Below are 13,323 nucleotides of genomic sequence, written 5' to 3'. Positions count from 1 at the left end.
CTTACACAGGCACGCTAATCAAGACGGAGTGGATTCAATTTTCAAAGAACAGGTAACTTTATTATAGATAAGAGTAGTTGAAATTTTTATCACATTTTTGGAGTTATTGGAATAAAAAAAGCAACTCACTGCTTTACGAATGAGTTACTTTTGTACTAAAATATTTGTTGCATAATTTCCCTAATAACCTGAACAGAGTTATCAAATGAGATATCTTTAGCATACTTAAATTGGCGTTGATAACGAATCCATAGCTCTTTCTGATAATCAGAAATTTCAATTCCTCTCACTTGTTCTTCCCAATTATAAATAGTATCTTTACTTTTACGTTTTTCTGCCGTATTCTCAAGTGCATTTTTTAACACTTCTAGATTAATCTCTTCTTTTCTAAGTTTATACAAGGTGAAAAGATCATATCGATCACGTGGGCGTGTCGAAGCTAATCCCCTACTGATGATCGTTTCTAACTTTTCAGCAAGTACAGTCTCTAGATTATATGTCCATATCTTGATGCTTTCATTAGTAAAGATAGAACTCATTGAATAAGTAATTTCTCTTGGTGTGATCTTATCACCAGTAGTAATATCAATAAAAACAACCTCCTTTAATGTATCGAAAGTTGCATTTAATTTTAATGAAAATCCTCCATATTCATCATCTTGGCGAATAGGTTCTAGCTTATCTACTGAAAATGAAAATCCATCAGTTTTAGAACAAAGAATCTCTTCAAAGATATGAATCAAATTTTCTTTGCTCATTTCGGTTCCCTTCAGAGTGACATCTAAATCCATTGTGGTTCGCTTATCTAGTCCAATCATTTGACCTATTAGATACCCTCCTTTTACAATGAAGGAATCTCTATAAGAACTAGTAGAAATCAGTTTTAACACTTGCTCAATTAAATAATGTTGTTGTACTTGTTGGGCTGGAATTCCCTTATCTTTTGAAATGTTTTTGATTTTTGCTTTAAAGCTATTCGCATTTGAAAACATTAAGATAGTACCTCCGTATAAGATTGTAACTTATCAGTTACTTTAAATAGCTGGGCATAATAAAATAATTTGTGTAAATAAATTTTATTTTGTTGAAAATATTTTTTAAACGCTGGTGCAATAATTTGAAGATCCACCTGATGAACTGGTCTTAGACACTCAACCAAAACTCGTTCAACTTCATAAACTTTAATAAATTGGCCAGGAAGACGCTCTATTTCAATAATTCCTTCACTATAGTGAGAGCGTAAAATAATAGGACGTATATCTGCTTCCTTAATGTTTTTGGTATTCGTACCATAAGGAAAACTCATCGTCATGTTAAAAGGGATAGTCAAAGATAAACCATGTAACCAAAGTGCTGTCTCCAAAGAAAAGATTCCCTTTGGAAATCGATACTGAAGAACAAACCACTCATCTAAATAAATATCAGGTAAGCGATATAAGCCTTTTTCTGCAGCATCGATTTTTCCTTCTGTAACCATTTTTAATAAGGTTTTGTAGTGTAAATTTTCATCTATCACTTGTTTAAAAGTTAAAAAACCATACTGATTGAAAGAGTTCATCAGTTTCTCTCTTTTATCAACCATATCATTCTCCTTTCTTTAGAAATAAAATGCTAACATCTACTATATATGTTAGCATTTTATTTCCTTAAAATCAATTCATTTAGTTTTTTTATTTCAAAATTAATCCATACGTAAGACAGACCAGCTATTATTAAAGAAAAAATAAGACATAGACTGATAGGTTCCACACTAAATGTAGACCCATACTGCCCCATAAGTCAGATTTATAGCGTACAAGCCCTAAAAACATCCCAAGTGAAACATACAAACACCAACCTAGAATGGTTCCTGGATGATGTGCTAAGGCAAATAAAACACTTGTCAAAGCAACTCGAATATCTAATTTTCTAGCCAAGTTCCATAAAATTTCTCGATACAAAAATTCTTCAACCATACTCGCATTGATTAAGAACAATAAAAATGAAAACCAAGGAACTTGATGTTGAAGCCCAATTAAGTTTGCTTGATTCGTGCTTCCTTGAGCATGAATCAGACTAAAACATAGACTTATAATCAGTAGGCTAACGAATCCAATACCAAGCCATTTCATCCTAGTTTTCATATTGACCTTGACAACTTGTTTTCGTTGACCATACATCCATAAAAAAGAAATGAGCGACGCACAATAGAGAATCTGTAGTATGGTTAACTCACTAATACAAAGCAATTTCAGTAAGTATAGGGATACCAATAAAACATTTACTTGTTGGAATATATACACTGGAATTATTCTTTTCATAGTTACCTCCGAAATAAATCTTCATAATCTAAATCTAATACCTGCACAATCCTTTCTACCCATGGACTTTGAGGCATTCGTTGTTCCATCTTGTAGTGCCGAATCTTTTGATACAAACGATTCAATTCACTTGGATAGTGAAACTCTCCCGCAAACATTTTTCTGGTTAACTCAATCCAGCTGATATTTCTTTCAGCCAAAATAATGGACAAGTTCTCCCAAAATCGTTCAGCCATATTGCTTCTCCTTTAGTTAGATAAATAATGTGTTTGTGCCATGTAAATCAATTGTTTCGTATCTCTTGGCAATAGAGCTCTAGCCTCTTCCAAATTCAGATTTGGATAAACTCTCTTATTTGAAACTGCAAGAGGAAGTCTGATGCTTAGTTCAGGATTTTTTAATATCATTTCGATGAAATCCGTTAATCTTAGATTGTCACGATTCTTAAATCGTAATAAATTGGGAGATAAAAACTCAAAACAATCTGAAGAATAGCTCATCATTTCAATTAATTTGTCCTTTGTCATTTCAGAAATAGAATGAGGAGTGACCTCTATGCTATACTTTTGAAAGAAATCCAAAAGAAGTTGATTTCTTTGGCTATTTTTACTTAGATAGAGATCAATCATGAGAGACCTCCCAAAGATTCGGTTCCATTTGATATTCTGAGACAATCAAGGAATCTAATAAATTTGCGAAGTTAATCGGTTTCTTGTCTTCATCATAAGCTTTTACAGTTACTTGGGTTGTAAGTATTCCCTCTTTTCCCTCGGCTCGATAGCCTTGTCCATATAAAACAAAAACAAGATTTTGATTATCATCTACAAAGGCATCAACCCCATTCTTTATGTCTTGACTTTCAAGGAATTCCATAACGTTTTGAAGATAGGACTCGTAAAATAGTGGGTAGTTGTGTTTTTTATGGTAATCATCTAAAAATGTTACTTCAAACTCACATGGATAATTGGGTATCAAAAATAATTGTTCATCCAGCTGTTTGATTTCTGCATCATGTAATTCTGTTTCTAATTCATCACAATCTAGTATTGATTCTTTATTTAATGCTTTCATCTTTTTCCTCTATTTCTTTTAATTTCTTTGCGATTGCGGCAATCACAGGAACGGTTACACTATTACCAGCTTGTTTATAGAGCTGACTATTACTAGAGACTTTTCTAGCAGCTTCAAAAGCCCAATCAGGAAAGCCCTGCAAGCGAAAACACTCTTTAGGAGTGATTCGTCGTATCCTCAGACGGTAAAACTGTCCATCTATTAATACACCGGCTACATGATAAACTTGTTTATCTTCTCCTTCATAACTAGCAACTACTACTCCCATTTGTCCACTAGTTGTTAACGTATTAGCTATACCTTTTCCAACTCTACCACGACGATACTGAGAACTTGGTCTTTCCAAATTAATTGAATCTCCTATTTCTGCTTGAGCGTATCCTTTTTTCGTTGCTTCCCGTACTTTTAGAAATTTGATTGGTTCTGGAATTAGTATTTTGGGAATTTTATCTCCACCTTGCATTGTAGTCAGTGTTGGAGATAACCCCTCACTTCCATAAACTCGACCAGTTTCCTTAAAGCTAGTTGGTAAATCTCCAACAACGACAATACCATGACGATCCTGAGTATTTAAAGTAAACATCGCCTCTTGGTTTTCCTTAAAGCGTCTACCATTTTGTCTCTTGTCTAATCTATCTGGTGTAATGCAAGGAATCGCAATCTTAAATCCTTCTCCTTTTCCACGAACTAAGGTTGGCGCAAGACCTTCTGAATAATAGACTTTACCGCTCATTCCACTTTTTGATGGATTCAAATTCCCTAATGTTTTTAAAATCTCAGAGTTAGTTGCTTGACCTTCTCGTCTGAAAGGAAATAAGAGTCTGGTACTTTTCTTTCTAGAATGTCCGATAATAAACACCCTCTCTCTGTTTTGGGGAACGCCGAAATCCTTACTGTTAAGCACCTGCCACTCAACATCAAACCCCAACTCATCAAGTGTGGTAAGGATTGTGGTGAACGTCCGTCCCTTATCGTGATTGAGTAGGCCTTTAACATTTTCAAGAAAAAGAAAACGTGGTTGGATTTGTTTGGCCGCCCGAGCAATTTCAAAGAACAAAGTTCCTCTAGTATCTTCAAATCCCAATCGTCTTCCTGCGATTGAAAATGCTTGACAAGGGAATCCCCCACAGATGATATCGACTTTCCCTCTAAGTTTTTTAAATTCGTCATCTGAAACATCTCGTATGTCATGAAATTCAATTTCTCCTTCCGTTTGAAAAATGGACTTATAAGATTCTCTAGCAAATTTATCAATCTCACAAAATCCAATACACTCGTGTCCAACACTTTCCATTCCTAGTCGAAATCCACCTATACCTGAAAATAAATCAATAAATCTCATTTCTTGATCACCCCTTTCTGATCGACAATCAACGTCCAAAGAGTTATACCACTTGAAATTAAAATGAGCATAACTAATATCCACTCGATTGGCGACATTTAACCACCTCCTTTTCTAACACGGTTATTCCAAACAGAATACAAGCCGTTAAACACAAATTCAGCAAGTGCTTCCGCTCGTCTAACAAAGCGAACATTGTCAAGAGCATACTGATAGATTCTCTCAAAATCAGTCATAGCAATTTCACTGGCTGTTTCAGAAAAACCTTCTCGTCTAAATTGATCTTGTACCAATCCCCAAATATAATCTCGATCATATTTTGTGACCTTTTCTACTTTTCTTTTCAAGATAGGATGAGTATTCCTATCCTCCTCATCCTCAGTAAATAAAGAATCAGTCTCACTATATTTAGTCTCACTAACTTCAGTCTCACTAGGGGCTGAATATGAGACGGGGGCCGTTTCATTTTCAACCTGCCCTAGTCTTTTATTAACACTAGGCCTGTTTGAATTATCTACTGGGGTAGAAGATAATTCTCCTAAATAAATCTTATTAGCTAGTCTTCCTTTAACACTTGAAGACTGTTGAACTTCATCAATTAAGTCATATTCTTTAAGAGTTTTTTTGATGGACAGTAATTTTGACTTCGAACAACCTAACAGCCTCATCAGTTTAGAATTAGAAAATACTAAAAAAACCGCGCCTTCTTCATCTATCCAACCACGATTGAGAGATAATTCTAAACGATCTTTTAAAATAGAATAAGCCACCTTTACTTCTAGTTTCATATCCATATATTTCTCATCCTCAAAAAGAATTTTAGGTAATTTATAATACCGTTCTGAAGTTTGGTATTGATTTGCGGTAATTCGCTTCATAGCGCTCCTCCAAGTTCTTTGAGTATTAAATCTCCACTTGATTCCAATCGAACCAAGCCACTTTTTTCTAATTCAGCCATAAGAGATATGGCTTCAACAATGTCAATTCCCATTTCACGTACTAAAAATGAAATGACAATATAGCGTGATGATTGTAATTCTTTTGTCATTTTCCCTCCAGAAAATAAAAAAAGGAGAACAATATTCAACTGTTCTCCAAAATAATTTTATTTTTAAAAAAAACCCTGCCAAATTAATTTTTGGTAGGGTTTTTGGCAGGAAACTAAATTAATTTATCAGTTTCTAAAATGTGTTCACGATTCTAAAAGGCTGATACTATAGTATTCCGAATTCTAATTGGTATATGCCTCTTATTTAAGAGTAACTGAAGCTCCAGCTTCTTCCAATTTAGCTTTGATTTCTTCAGCTTCAGCTGTAGCAACACCTTCTTTAACAAGTGCAGGTGCTCCATCAACAAGTTCTTTAGCTTCTTTAAGACCAAGACCAGTGATTTCACGTACAACTTTGATAACGCCGACTTTCTTGTCGCCTGCAGATGTCAATTCAACGTCGAATGAATCTTTAGCAGCACCTGCGTCAGCAGCACCAGCTGCAGCAACAGCTACAGGAGCAGCTGCAGTTACACCAAATTCTTCTTCGATAGCTTTTACAAGGTCGTTCAATTCAAGGATTGAAGCTTCTTTAATTTCAGCAATAATGTTTTCAATGTTCAATGCCATTGTTATTTCCTCCAAATAAGTTTTTATATTTTATGTTTTTATTTTTTGTAGCTAGGCTACGCTGCGTAGCATAAGATTAAGCTGCGTCTTCTTTGTTGTCTGCAACCGCTTTGACTGCAAGAGCAACGTTGCGCACTGGCGCTTGAAGTACAGAAAGGAGCATAGAAAGAAGTCCTTCGCGGTTTGGAAGAGTTGCAAGAGCAAGAATCTCTTCTTTAGATGCGACAGCGCCTTCGATTGCACCACCTTTGATTTCAAGTGCGTCAGCGTTTTTAGAAAAGTCGTTCAAGATTTTCGCTGGTGCGATAACATCTTCGTTAGAAAATGCTACTGCAGATGGTCCAACAAAAACAGATGCAAGATCTTCAAGACCAGCTTTTTCAGCTGCACGACGTAAGATTGAGTTTTTGATCACTTTGTACTCAACTTCGCTTCCACGAAGCTCACGACGAAGAACTGTATCTTGTTCTACTGTCAAACCACGAGCGTCCACAACGACGATTGATGCAGCAGCTTTCATTTTCTCAGCTACTACGTCAACTAGTTCCGCTTTTTTAGCAATAATTGCTTCACTCATTAGTGTGTTCACCTCCGTAATTATTTTGCTTGGGGAATTTTTCCAAAAGAAAAACGCGCCCAAACCTAGACACGAAAGTACAATACGCTTCTTTTACATGATACGTTTTGTCCTCGGTAGGATCTTTATGAGTCGAGCTCCCCTACTGTCTTAGGCAGTTTTTTCAAACCGTTATTTAGTGTATCACATAAAAAAAAAGAATGCAAGTATTTTTGCAAACTTTTTTTAAAATAGTTAATCTTTATAGATAGTCTTGGTACGATTGAGCCATGCATAGGCCAAGCCCATGATCACTCCTCCACCTACCCAGTTACCTACAAAAGTGACTGCATAATGACGAAGCACATTGAAGAACTCTAAGTGAGGCAAATCTTTCGAAATCGAGTTAAAAGTAGCTAATGAGAAAGAAGCAAAGTTTGCCGCGATGTGTTCATTTGTAAGGAAAACAAACATATAAATAGCTGACAAAGCCATCAGAACTTTAGCTGTTTCATCTTTAAAAAAGAGGTAGGACAAGATGGCTATATTAACAAAGATGTTAGCAACAACCCCTTCAAAGAAAACCAATTGATTAGAACGTTGCAACTTCATCTCTACAACCGAACCAAGGAAGCCTTTTGGATTCAGATTTGCGAAAGCACTTGTCTGACTGAAGAGAATTGCAAGGAACAAGGCACCAATCAGATTAAAGAACGTACAATACAGCAAAATTTCTAAAGCTTTCTTCCAATTAATTTTCTTTAAATAAACACCAGCTGTCAGGTACATCATATTGGAAGTCGTTAACTCACTATTTAAGAAGAGTAAATAAACCAATCCCCAAGCAAAAATAAAAGGGAACAAGAAACGACCAGAACCAGGCAAGAAAGTATTGAGAAGATCTGTACCCACAATCCCAACTGCTGTACTCATGGTAAGAAATGCACCCGCAAACATAGAGCGAACAGCATACCGAGCCTTAGAAGCTGTATATAGTTCTTCCTTCTTTTGACATGCTGCCTCTACTTTAAGAACAAAATTTGATTCTCCCATCTGAATCTCCTTATATATTGAATTTGTGAACTTCTTCATTATATCATAGATAGAACCTTCTGAAAAGGTTTTCAGAAAAATAATATAAAAAATACTGTTTTCAATGAAAAATGATATAAAACGATTTAAAACGACTAAAAGAAAAAACAGACCTTAATGGCCTGTTTATCATTCAATTTAATTCATATCTTACAAGAAACGATTTGCCCATGCGATATCCAAGTTCAAGATTTCTTGAGTTGTATATTGTTGGCGATAAGGGTTGTAGACCGTACCTTCATAACCTCCATATACACTTGGTGAATCATACTGAGTAAGGTTGTAAGTTTCGATAATATGGTTCAATTTTGCATAGTAACTTGTATCAGTAGCATAGACACCCGTTAAGGCAGATGTAGCATCCTGATAGCTACTTGTATTACTCTTCCAAGCTCCAGCAAAGTGACCTTGTTTTAAAACTGCTACATAGTCTTGTAATGATTCATAGTAGCTAGGATATGAACGGAAAGCATCGTTGATGGTATAGGCATTTCCATTACCGTCATCTTCCCACGTCTGCATCACAGTTGATTGACCAGCATAACTACCTTTAATACCAAAGAGGTTATAGTGTGGATAAGATGACAAACCAGATTGACCAGCTCCGCTTTCTAAGATAGCTTGAGCAATCATAACAGAAGCATAAAGATCATTTTCTTGACCAAGCTGACGAGCAGATTCACCGATTTGTGAGATAAAAGTTTCTGTTGGATCTGCGTATTGAGTATAAGCACCATCATTAGCATCAACGTTCCCTACATGCTCACTCATAGCTGCCGCTACTGTTCCTGCAGCTACTAGAGCCACTAAGGATCCAATCAATTTCGATTTATTTAGTATTTTTTTCAATGTGATAATCTCCTAATGTTTTAATGAAAACTCTTTAAGATGATTATAGCACAGAAAAGCATTAAATTGTTGAGCTCAATATTACATTTTAATTACAATATCGAGATAAATCAAATAAATAAATAACAGGTTAGTAATAATACGATTTATTCCGAAAAGCTATAGTCAAAAATTGCATCCCAAGCTTCTTCTACTCCCGTCTTATTAACGGATGAGAAGATGATAAAGGTATCTGCTTTATCAAAATCCAATTTCTTCTTGATCATAGATTCATGCTTGTTCCATTTTCCTCTTGGAATTTTATCGGCTTTGGTTGCAACCAAGATAACTGGAATCTCGTAATATTTTAAAAACTCGTACATTTGGACATCATCAGCTGAGGGTTCATGACGAAGATCAACCAGGCTGACAACAGCTCTTAAATTCTCTCTTGATGTCAGATATTCTTCGATCATCTTTCCCCATTTCTCACGTTCTTTTTTAGAGACACGAGCATATCCATAGCCAGGTACATCGACAAAGCGTAATTTATCATCGATATTGAAGAAGTTTAATAACTGTGTTTTCCCTGGTTTTCCAGACGTACGGGCCAAATTCTTGCGATTTAGCATGGTATTAATAAAAGAAGACTTGCCGACATTTGATCGACCGGCAAGTGCAACTTCTGGGATATCATCTTGAGGATAATGGCTTTTATTGGTAGCGCTCAAGAGAATATCCGCATTATGAGTATTTACTTTCATAGAATTTCTTTCTAGGCAGTTTCTAAAATTGGTTTTTCAGTTCCGTTAACTGCTTCTTTGGTGATTCGAACCAATTTGACATCTTCTTGACTTGGAACTTCAAACATCACATCCAACATAGTTTCTTCGATGATGGAGCGTAATCCACGAGCACCTGTTTTGCGTTCAATAGCTTTGCTTGCAATTTCTTCAAGTGCTTCGTCATCAAATTCCAATTCTACGTCGTCAAAGGATAAGAGAGCTTGGTATTGTTTCACCAAGGCGTTTTTTGGTTCTTTCAAAATACGAACCAAGTCATCCACTGTCAATTGCTCTAATGCAGCAAGAACTGGAAGCCGACCGATTAACTCAGGGATAATACCGAATTTTTGGATATCTTCCGCAATGATTTCTTGCATATAAGAGCTTGATTCATCGATGGCTTTGTTGTTTTGACCAAATCCAATGATCTTCTCACCTAAACGTTGCTTCACGATTTCTTCAATCCCATCAAAGGCTCCACCGACGATGAAGAGGATGTTCTTGGTATCGACTTGGATCATTTCTTGTTGTGGGTGCTTGCGTCCGCCTTGAGGTGGCACGCTCGCTACAGTTCCTTCGATAATCTTCAAGAGGGCTTGTTGTACCCCTTCACCAGATACATCGCGGGTGATAGAGACGTTCTCACTCTTCTTAGCAATCTTATCGATTTCATCAACATAGATGATGCCTCGTTCTGCACGTTCAATATTGAAGTCAGCTGCTTGCAACAGTTTAAGAAGGATGTTCTCAACGTCTTCTCCAACGTATCCCGCTTCTGTCAAGGCTGTTGCATCAGCGATAGCAAATGGTACGTTTAAGCTCTTAGCAAGCGTTTGAGCCAAGAAAGTTTTTCCTGAACCCGTAGGACCAACCATCAAAATGTTTGATTTTTGTAGATCCACATCGTTGTCTTCTTCACGATTTTCGTGGAAGTTAATCCGTTTGTAGTGATTATAGACAGCTACTGCTAGCGCTCGTTTGGCACGATCCTGACCGATGACATAGTGGTTGAGGATATTGAGGAGTTCGATTGGTTTTGGAACTTCTGAAAGGTCTGACAAGACTTCCTCAGCAAGTTCTTCTCGAATGATTTCTTGAGCTAACTCAACACATTCATTACAGATAAAGGCATTGTTCCCAGCGATAATCTTCTGTACTTCGTCTTGGTTTTTCCCGCAGAAGGAACAATAAACCATCATATCGTTTGATTGATTTGTAGGCATTTTCTTCTCCCGATTCTAAAGTCTGTTTGTAATTTATCTAAATAAAGTCATATAAAAGGCGTGAATAGAATTCACAAGATTAGTAAAGGCATTTAGCAAAAATAGAATGGCTAATCCATAGCGCTTTTTCCGAAAGGTCTGGGAAGCACATACTAGGCAAATCACGCATAAAACAGCTGTAAAAAAGCCAAAAATACTACGTTCCATGAACTAGTCTTCCTTTCTTTCAAAATGTCTAATGGTAAAGTCGTAAGGGTTTTTTTCATCTTTTTCGATTGTCCGCTCGTCTAGTAAACGAAACTGATCCCACTGGAAGTCTTCTGGGAAGTAAGTATCTCCTTCCAATTCGGCATCGATGACGGTTTGATAGAGCTCCTCTAGATAAGGCTCGAAAAGGCGAATGACCTTCTCACCACCGATAATAAAGAGCGACAAATCCTGATCCTTATACCAGTTTAAAACGTCTTCAACTGAGGTTTTTAATAAAACTTTTTCATTCTCTACATCATATTTGTCATCTCTAGAGAGAATGATATTGGTCCGATTTGGGAGGACGCGTTTGTTTAAACCTTCGTAGGTAACTCTTCCCATGAGAATCGCATGGCCTGTAGTCGTTTGTTTAAAGTGCTGCAATTCAGCTGGCAAATGCCAAGGCATCACCTGGTCCTTGCCGATTACCCCATTCTTTGTCTGAGCCCAAATACCAATTACTTTCTTACTCATTTTTACATCCTTTACACTGATACTTCTATTTTATCAAATTTTTCAAGAAAAGACTGTTTCCAACTATTGCTTCCTTGAGCAAAACTTCCTATTTTTTCCGTCAAAAAAACCGCGATTTCTCGCGGTTTTAATGAGGCAAATCCTAGATCTTAGTCTTCTTTTTTGCGTTTAGCAAGTCCAAATAATGAGAGACCTGTTAAAGCACTTAGAAGAGCAAGACCTGTTTTAGAAGTTTCCTCAGTACCAGTTTCAGGAAGAACTGCTGTTTCATCAGAAGGATTGATGAATTTAATTTCCTTAGTTTCTGGAACTGGTTTTGGATCTGGTGTTGGAACTGGATCCGGAGTAGGTGCCGGGGTTGGAACCGGTGTTGGAGTTGGGGTTGGTGTAGGAACCGGATCTGGTGTTGGCACTTTCTCATAAACGTGCTCTGTATCACCATTTGGAAGTTTCTTAGTCTCTACGAAGCGGTAGCCTGGAATATCTCTCTTAGGAGTTTCACCATCCTCGATTGGATAACCAGGAATCTCGTTACCTTCCTTATCCTTGTGACTTGTCTTCACTTTTTCGTAGACATGTTCTGTGTCGCCGTTTGGAAGTTTCTTAGTCTCTACAAAGCGGTAGCCTGGAATCTCTTTCTTAGGTTGTTCATTGTCCTCAGTTGGATATCCCGGAATTGCTTTACCTTCTTTGTCTACAAATGTAGTAACAGGAAGTACAGTTGGTGTGTACGTTGCAGAAGCTTTTGTTCCATTCATATCTTCACGGACAACAGTTACAGATGGTGCTTTTCCAGTAAATTCTGGTTCAGGTTTAAAGGTTACAGTTCCGTCAGGAGCTACTGTATACGTACCAACACCTGGAATTGTCTTCGTTGTTGAACCATCGTCAAATGTAGCCGGAACGGCATCGTTCATTGGAACAATTGGATCACCTTCCTTGAAGTTTGGCTTACCAGATTGTTCTTGACCTTTAGGGCCAATAGTTGTGGCTGGTTCACCTGTTGGTGTTACTGGAGTTACAGTTGGTGTGTATTTAGCTGTTACTGGTGTACCGTTCTTATCTACACGTTTAACAGTCACGCCTGTTCCTGTTCCTGTGAATGATTTTTCTGGTACGAAAGTGACTGTTCCATCTGGGGCTACTGTGTAAGTACCTTCTCCTGGAATTGTCTTCGTTGTTGAGCCATCTTCGAATGTAGCTGGCGTATCATCATCCATTGGAATGTTTGGATTGCCTTCTGTAAACTTAGGCTTACCTGTTTGGGTTTGGCCTTGTTTATCTGTTGAAGTTACATCCTCTGCTGTTGGAACGACTGGAGTAATCTTAGGTGTGTATGTTGTTTCAGCTGGGGTACCGTTGGCATCCTTCGCTTGAACCTTAACGGCAACGACTTCACCTGAGTATGTCTTATCTGTTGGGGTGAAGGTTACAACACCTGTTGCTTTATCAACTGTGAATGTACCGATAACCTTGCCGTCTGGTGACTTAGCATCTACTGAAGCTGCTGGTTGACCATTTTCGTCAAGAAGGGTAATCGTATCCTTGTCGATTGGCGCAACTGGATCACCTTCTGTGAAGGTTACTGTTCCAGTTTGAACTACACCTTGAGGGGCTACTGATTCAGCAGGTGTCGCTGTAGGAGTCACAGGTGTTACGGTTGGTGTGTATTTACCTGTTACTGGTGTACCATTCTTATCCACACGCTTAACTGTTACACCTGTTCCTGTTCCTGTGAATGATTTTTCTGGAACAAATGTAACAGTTCCATCTGGAGCTACTGTG

The 13,323-nt window shown here is 37.4% G+C and carries 17 protein-coding genes and 1 other annotated feature; all 17 genes read right to left on the bottom strand.

All coding sequences use genetic code 11. The annotated features are described in order from the left end of the window. Positions 1-155: 155 nt before the first annotated feature. Complete coding sequence (locus L0M85_RS09455) at positions 156-992, bottom strand: nucleotidyl transferase AbiEii/AbiGii toxin family protein (RefSeq protein ID WP_000492396.1); 837 nt, start codon at positions 990-992, stop codon at positions 156-158. Next, the gene (locus L0M85_RS09450) at positions 992-1,582 is read right to left on the bottom strand and encodes a type IV toxin-antitoxin system AbiEi family antitoxin domain-containing protein (RefSeq protein WP_000227920.1); all 591 of its coding nucleotides are present in this window, start codon (positions 1,580-1,582) and stop codon (positions 992-994) included. Before L0M85_RS09450 ends, L0M85_RS09455 begins: the two co-directional genes overlap by 1 nt. 130 nt (positions 1,583-1,712) lie before the next feature. Continuing rightward, on the bottom strand, positions 1,713-2,300 hold the full coding sequence (locus tag L0M85_RS09445) for a CPBP family intramembrane glutamic endopeptidase (protein ID WP_000821310.1): 588 nt from the start codon (positions 2,298-2,300) through the stop codon (positions 1,713-1,715). Between the two features lie 2 nt (positions 2,301-2,302). Continuing rightward, positions 2,303-2,536, bottom strand: a complete 234-nt coding sequence (locus tag L0M85_RS09440) for a hypothetical protein (protein ID WP_000840776.1) — start codon at positions 2,534-2,536, stop codon at positions 2,303-2,305. 12 nt (positions 2,537-2,548) lie between these two features. Continuing rightward, positions 2,549-2,929 carry a hypothetical protein gene (locus L0M85_RS09435; RefSeq protein ID WP_000566538.1) on the bottom strand — a complete coding sequence of 127 codons (381 nt, stop codon included), beginning with the start codon at positions 2,927-2,929 and terminating at the stop codon, positions 2,549-2,551. Then, complete coding sequence (locus L0M85_RS09430; protein WP_000645888.1) at positions 2,922-3,371, bottom strand: hypothetical protein; 450 nt, start codon at positions 3,369-3,371, stop codon at positions 2,922-2,924. The genes L0M85_RS09435 and L0M85_RS09430 overlap by 8 nt, the downstream gene beginning before the upstream one ends. Continuing rightward, complete coding sequence (dcm, locus tag L0M85_RS09425) at positions 3,355-4,713, bottom strand: DNA (cytosine-5-)-methyltransferase (RefSeq protein WP_001210970.1); 1,359 nt, start codon at positions 4,711-4,713, stop codon at positions 3,355-3,357. The genes L0M85_RS09430 and dcm overlap by 17 nt, the downstream gene beginning before the upstream one ends. Positions 4,714-4,811: 98 nt before the next feature. Continuing rightward, the gene (locus tag L0M85_RS09420; protein WP_000822762.1) at positions 4,812-5,591 is read right to left on the bottom strand and encodes a replication initiator protein A; all 780 of its coding nucleotides are present in this window, start codon (positions 5,589-5,591) and stop codon (positions 4,812-4,814) included. Continuing rightward, on the bottom strand, positions 5,588-5,761 hold the full coding sequence (locus L0M85_RS09415) for a hypothetical protein (protein WP_000159607.1): 174 nt from the start codon (positions 5,759-5,761) through the stop codon (positions 5,588-5,590). The genes L0M85_RS09420 and L0M85_RS09415 overlap by 4 nt, the downstream gene beginning before the upstream one ends. Before the next feature lie 201 nt (positions 5,762-5,962). Further along, positions 5,963-6,331: a 50S ribosomal protein L7/L12 gene (rplL, locus tag L0M85_RS09410; RefSeq protein WP_001196965.1), complete on the bottom strand. Its 369-nt coding sequence runs from the start codon at positions 6,329-6,331 to the stop codon at positions 5,963-5,965. A gap of 76 nt (positions 6,332-6,407) precedes the next feature. Then, entirely contained in the window at positions 6,408-6,908 is a 501-nt protein-coding gene (gene rplJ, locus L0M85_RS09405; protein WP_048691273.1) for a 50S ribosomal protein L10, read from the bottom strand. Between the two features lie 38 nt (positions 6,909-6,946). Further along, positions 6,947-7,081: a sequence feature (ribosomal protein L10 leader region), on the bottom strand. 61 nt (positions 7,082-7,142) lie between these two features. Beyond that, entirely contained in the window at positions 7,143-7,940 is a 798-nt protein-coding gene (locus L0M85_RS09400) for a formate/nitrite transporter family protein (RefSeq protein ID WP_238656920.1), read from the bottom strand. Positions 7,941-8,129: 189 nt separating this feature from the next. Further along, positions 8,130-8,801, bottom strand: a complete 672-nt coding sequence (locus L0M85_RS09395; protein WP_229099922.1) for a glucosaminidase domain-containing protein — start codon at positions 8,799-8,801, stop codon at positions 8,130-8,132. A gap of 173 nt (positions 8,802-8,974) precedes the next feature. Further along, entirely contained in the window at positions 8,975-9,571 is a 597-nt protein-coding gene (gene yihA, locus L0M85_RS09390) for a ribosome biogenesis GTP-binding protein YihA/YsxC (protein WP_048691278.1), read from the bottom strand. An 11-nt stretch (positions 9,572-9,582) separates the two neighbouring features. Continuing rightward, positions 9,583-10,815: an ATP-dependent Clp protease ATP-binding subunit ClpX gene (gene clpX, locus L0M85_RS09385; protein WP_048788789.1), complete on the bottom strand. Its 1,233-nt coding sequence runs from the start codon at positions 10,813-10,815 to the stop codon at positions 9,583-9,585. A 210-nt stretch (positions 10,816-11,025) separates the two neighbouring features. Next, positions 11,026-11,538 (bottom strand): dihydrofolate reductase, encoded by a 513-nt coding sequence (locus tag L0M85_RS09380; RefSeq protein WP_048788787.1) that lies wholly within the window; start codon positions 11,536-11,538, stop codon positions 11,026-11,028. Between the two features lie 149 nt (positions 11,539-11,687). Next, positions 11,688-13,323, bottom strand: a 1,636-nt coding sequence (locus L0M85_RS09375) for an LPXTG cell wall anchor domain-containing protein (RefSeq protein WP_238656919.1), incomplete at its 5' end; no start/stop codon positions are given.

The organism is Streptococcus sp. DFI.7.26, assembly GCF_022240605.1.
GTDB classification, from domain to species: Bacteria; Bacillota; Bacilli; order Lactobacillales; family Streptococcaceae; genus Streptococcus; species Streptococcus xiaochunlingii.
Note: the sequence above shows the minus strand (reverse complement) of the source record. Positions and strands in the feature narration are given on the sequence as shown.

What these genes read in the sequence shown, in the direction of transcription:
- L0M85_RS09455 (WP_000492396.1), bottom strand. Translation starts at nt 992, where the DNA reads ATGTTTTCAAATGCGAATAGCTTTAAAGCAAAAATCAAAAACATTTCA.
- L0M85_RS09450 (WP_000227920.1), bottom strand. Translation starts at nt 1,582, where the DNA reads ATGGTTGATAAAAGAGAGAAACTGATGAACTCTTTCAATCAGTATGGT.
- L0M85_RS09445 (WP_000821310.1), bottom strand. Translation starts at nt 2,300, where the DNA reads ATGAAAAGAATAATTCCAGTGTATATATTCCAACAAGTAAATGTTTTA.
- L0M85_RS09440 (WP_000840776.1), bottom strand. Translation starts at nt 2,536, where the DNA reads ATGGCTGAACGATTTTGGGAGAACTTGTCCATTATTTTGGCTGAAAGA.
- L0M85_RS09435 (WP_000566538.1), bottom strand. Translation starts at nt 2,929, where the DNA reads ATGATTGATCTCTATCTAAGTAAAAATAGCCAAAGAAATCAACTTCTT.
- L0M85_RS09430 (WP_000645888.1), bottom strand. Translation starts at nt 3,371, where the DNA reads ATGAAAGCATTAAATAAAGAATCAATACTAGATTGTGATGAATTAGAA.
- dcm (WP_001210970.1), bottom strand. Translation starts at nt 4,713, where the DNA reads ATGAGATTTATTGATTTATTTTCAGGTATAGGTGGATTTCGACTAGGA.
- L0M85_RS09420 (WP_000822762.1), bottom strand. Translation starts at nt 5,591, where the DNA reads ATGAAGCGAATTACCGCAAATCAATACCAAACTTCAGAACGGTATTAT.
- L0M85_RS09415 (WP_000159607.1), bottom strand. Translation starts at nt 5,761, where the DNA reads ATGACAAAAGAATTACAATCATCACGCTATATTGTCATTTCATTTTTA.
- rplL (WP_001196965.1), bottom strand. Translation starts at nt 6,331, where the DNA reads ATGGCATTGAACATTGAAAACATTATTGCTGAAATTAAAGAAGCTTCA.
- rplJ (WP_048691273.1), bottom strand. Translation starts at nt 6,908, where the DNA reads ATGAGTGAAGCAATTATTGCTAAAAAAGCGGAACTAGTTGACGTAGTA.
- L0M85_RS09400 (WP_238656920.1), bottom strand. Translation starts at nt 7,940, where the DNA reads ATGGGAGAATCAAATTTTGTTCTTAAAGTAGAGGCAGCATGTCAAAAG.
- yihA (WP_048691278.1), bottom strand. Translation starts at nt 9,571, where the DNA reads ATGAAAGTAAATACTCATAATGCGGATATTCTCTTGAGCGCTACCAAT.
- clpX (WP_048788789.1), bottom strand. Translation starts at nt 10,815, where the DNA reads ATGCCTACAAATCAATCAAACGATATGATGGTTTATTGTTCCTTCTGC.
- L0M85_RS09380 (WP_048788787.1), bottom strand. Translation starts at nt 11,538, where the DNA reads ATGAGTAAGAAAGTAATTGGTATTTGGGCTCAGACAAAGAATGGGGTA.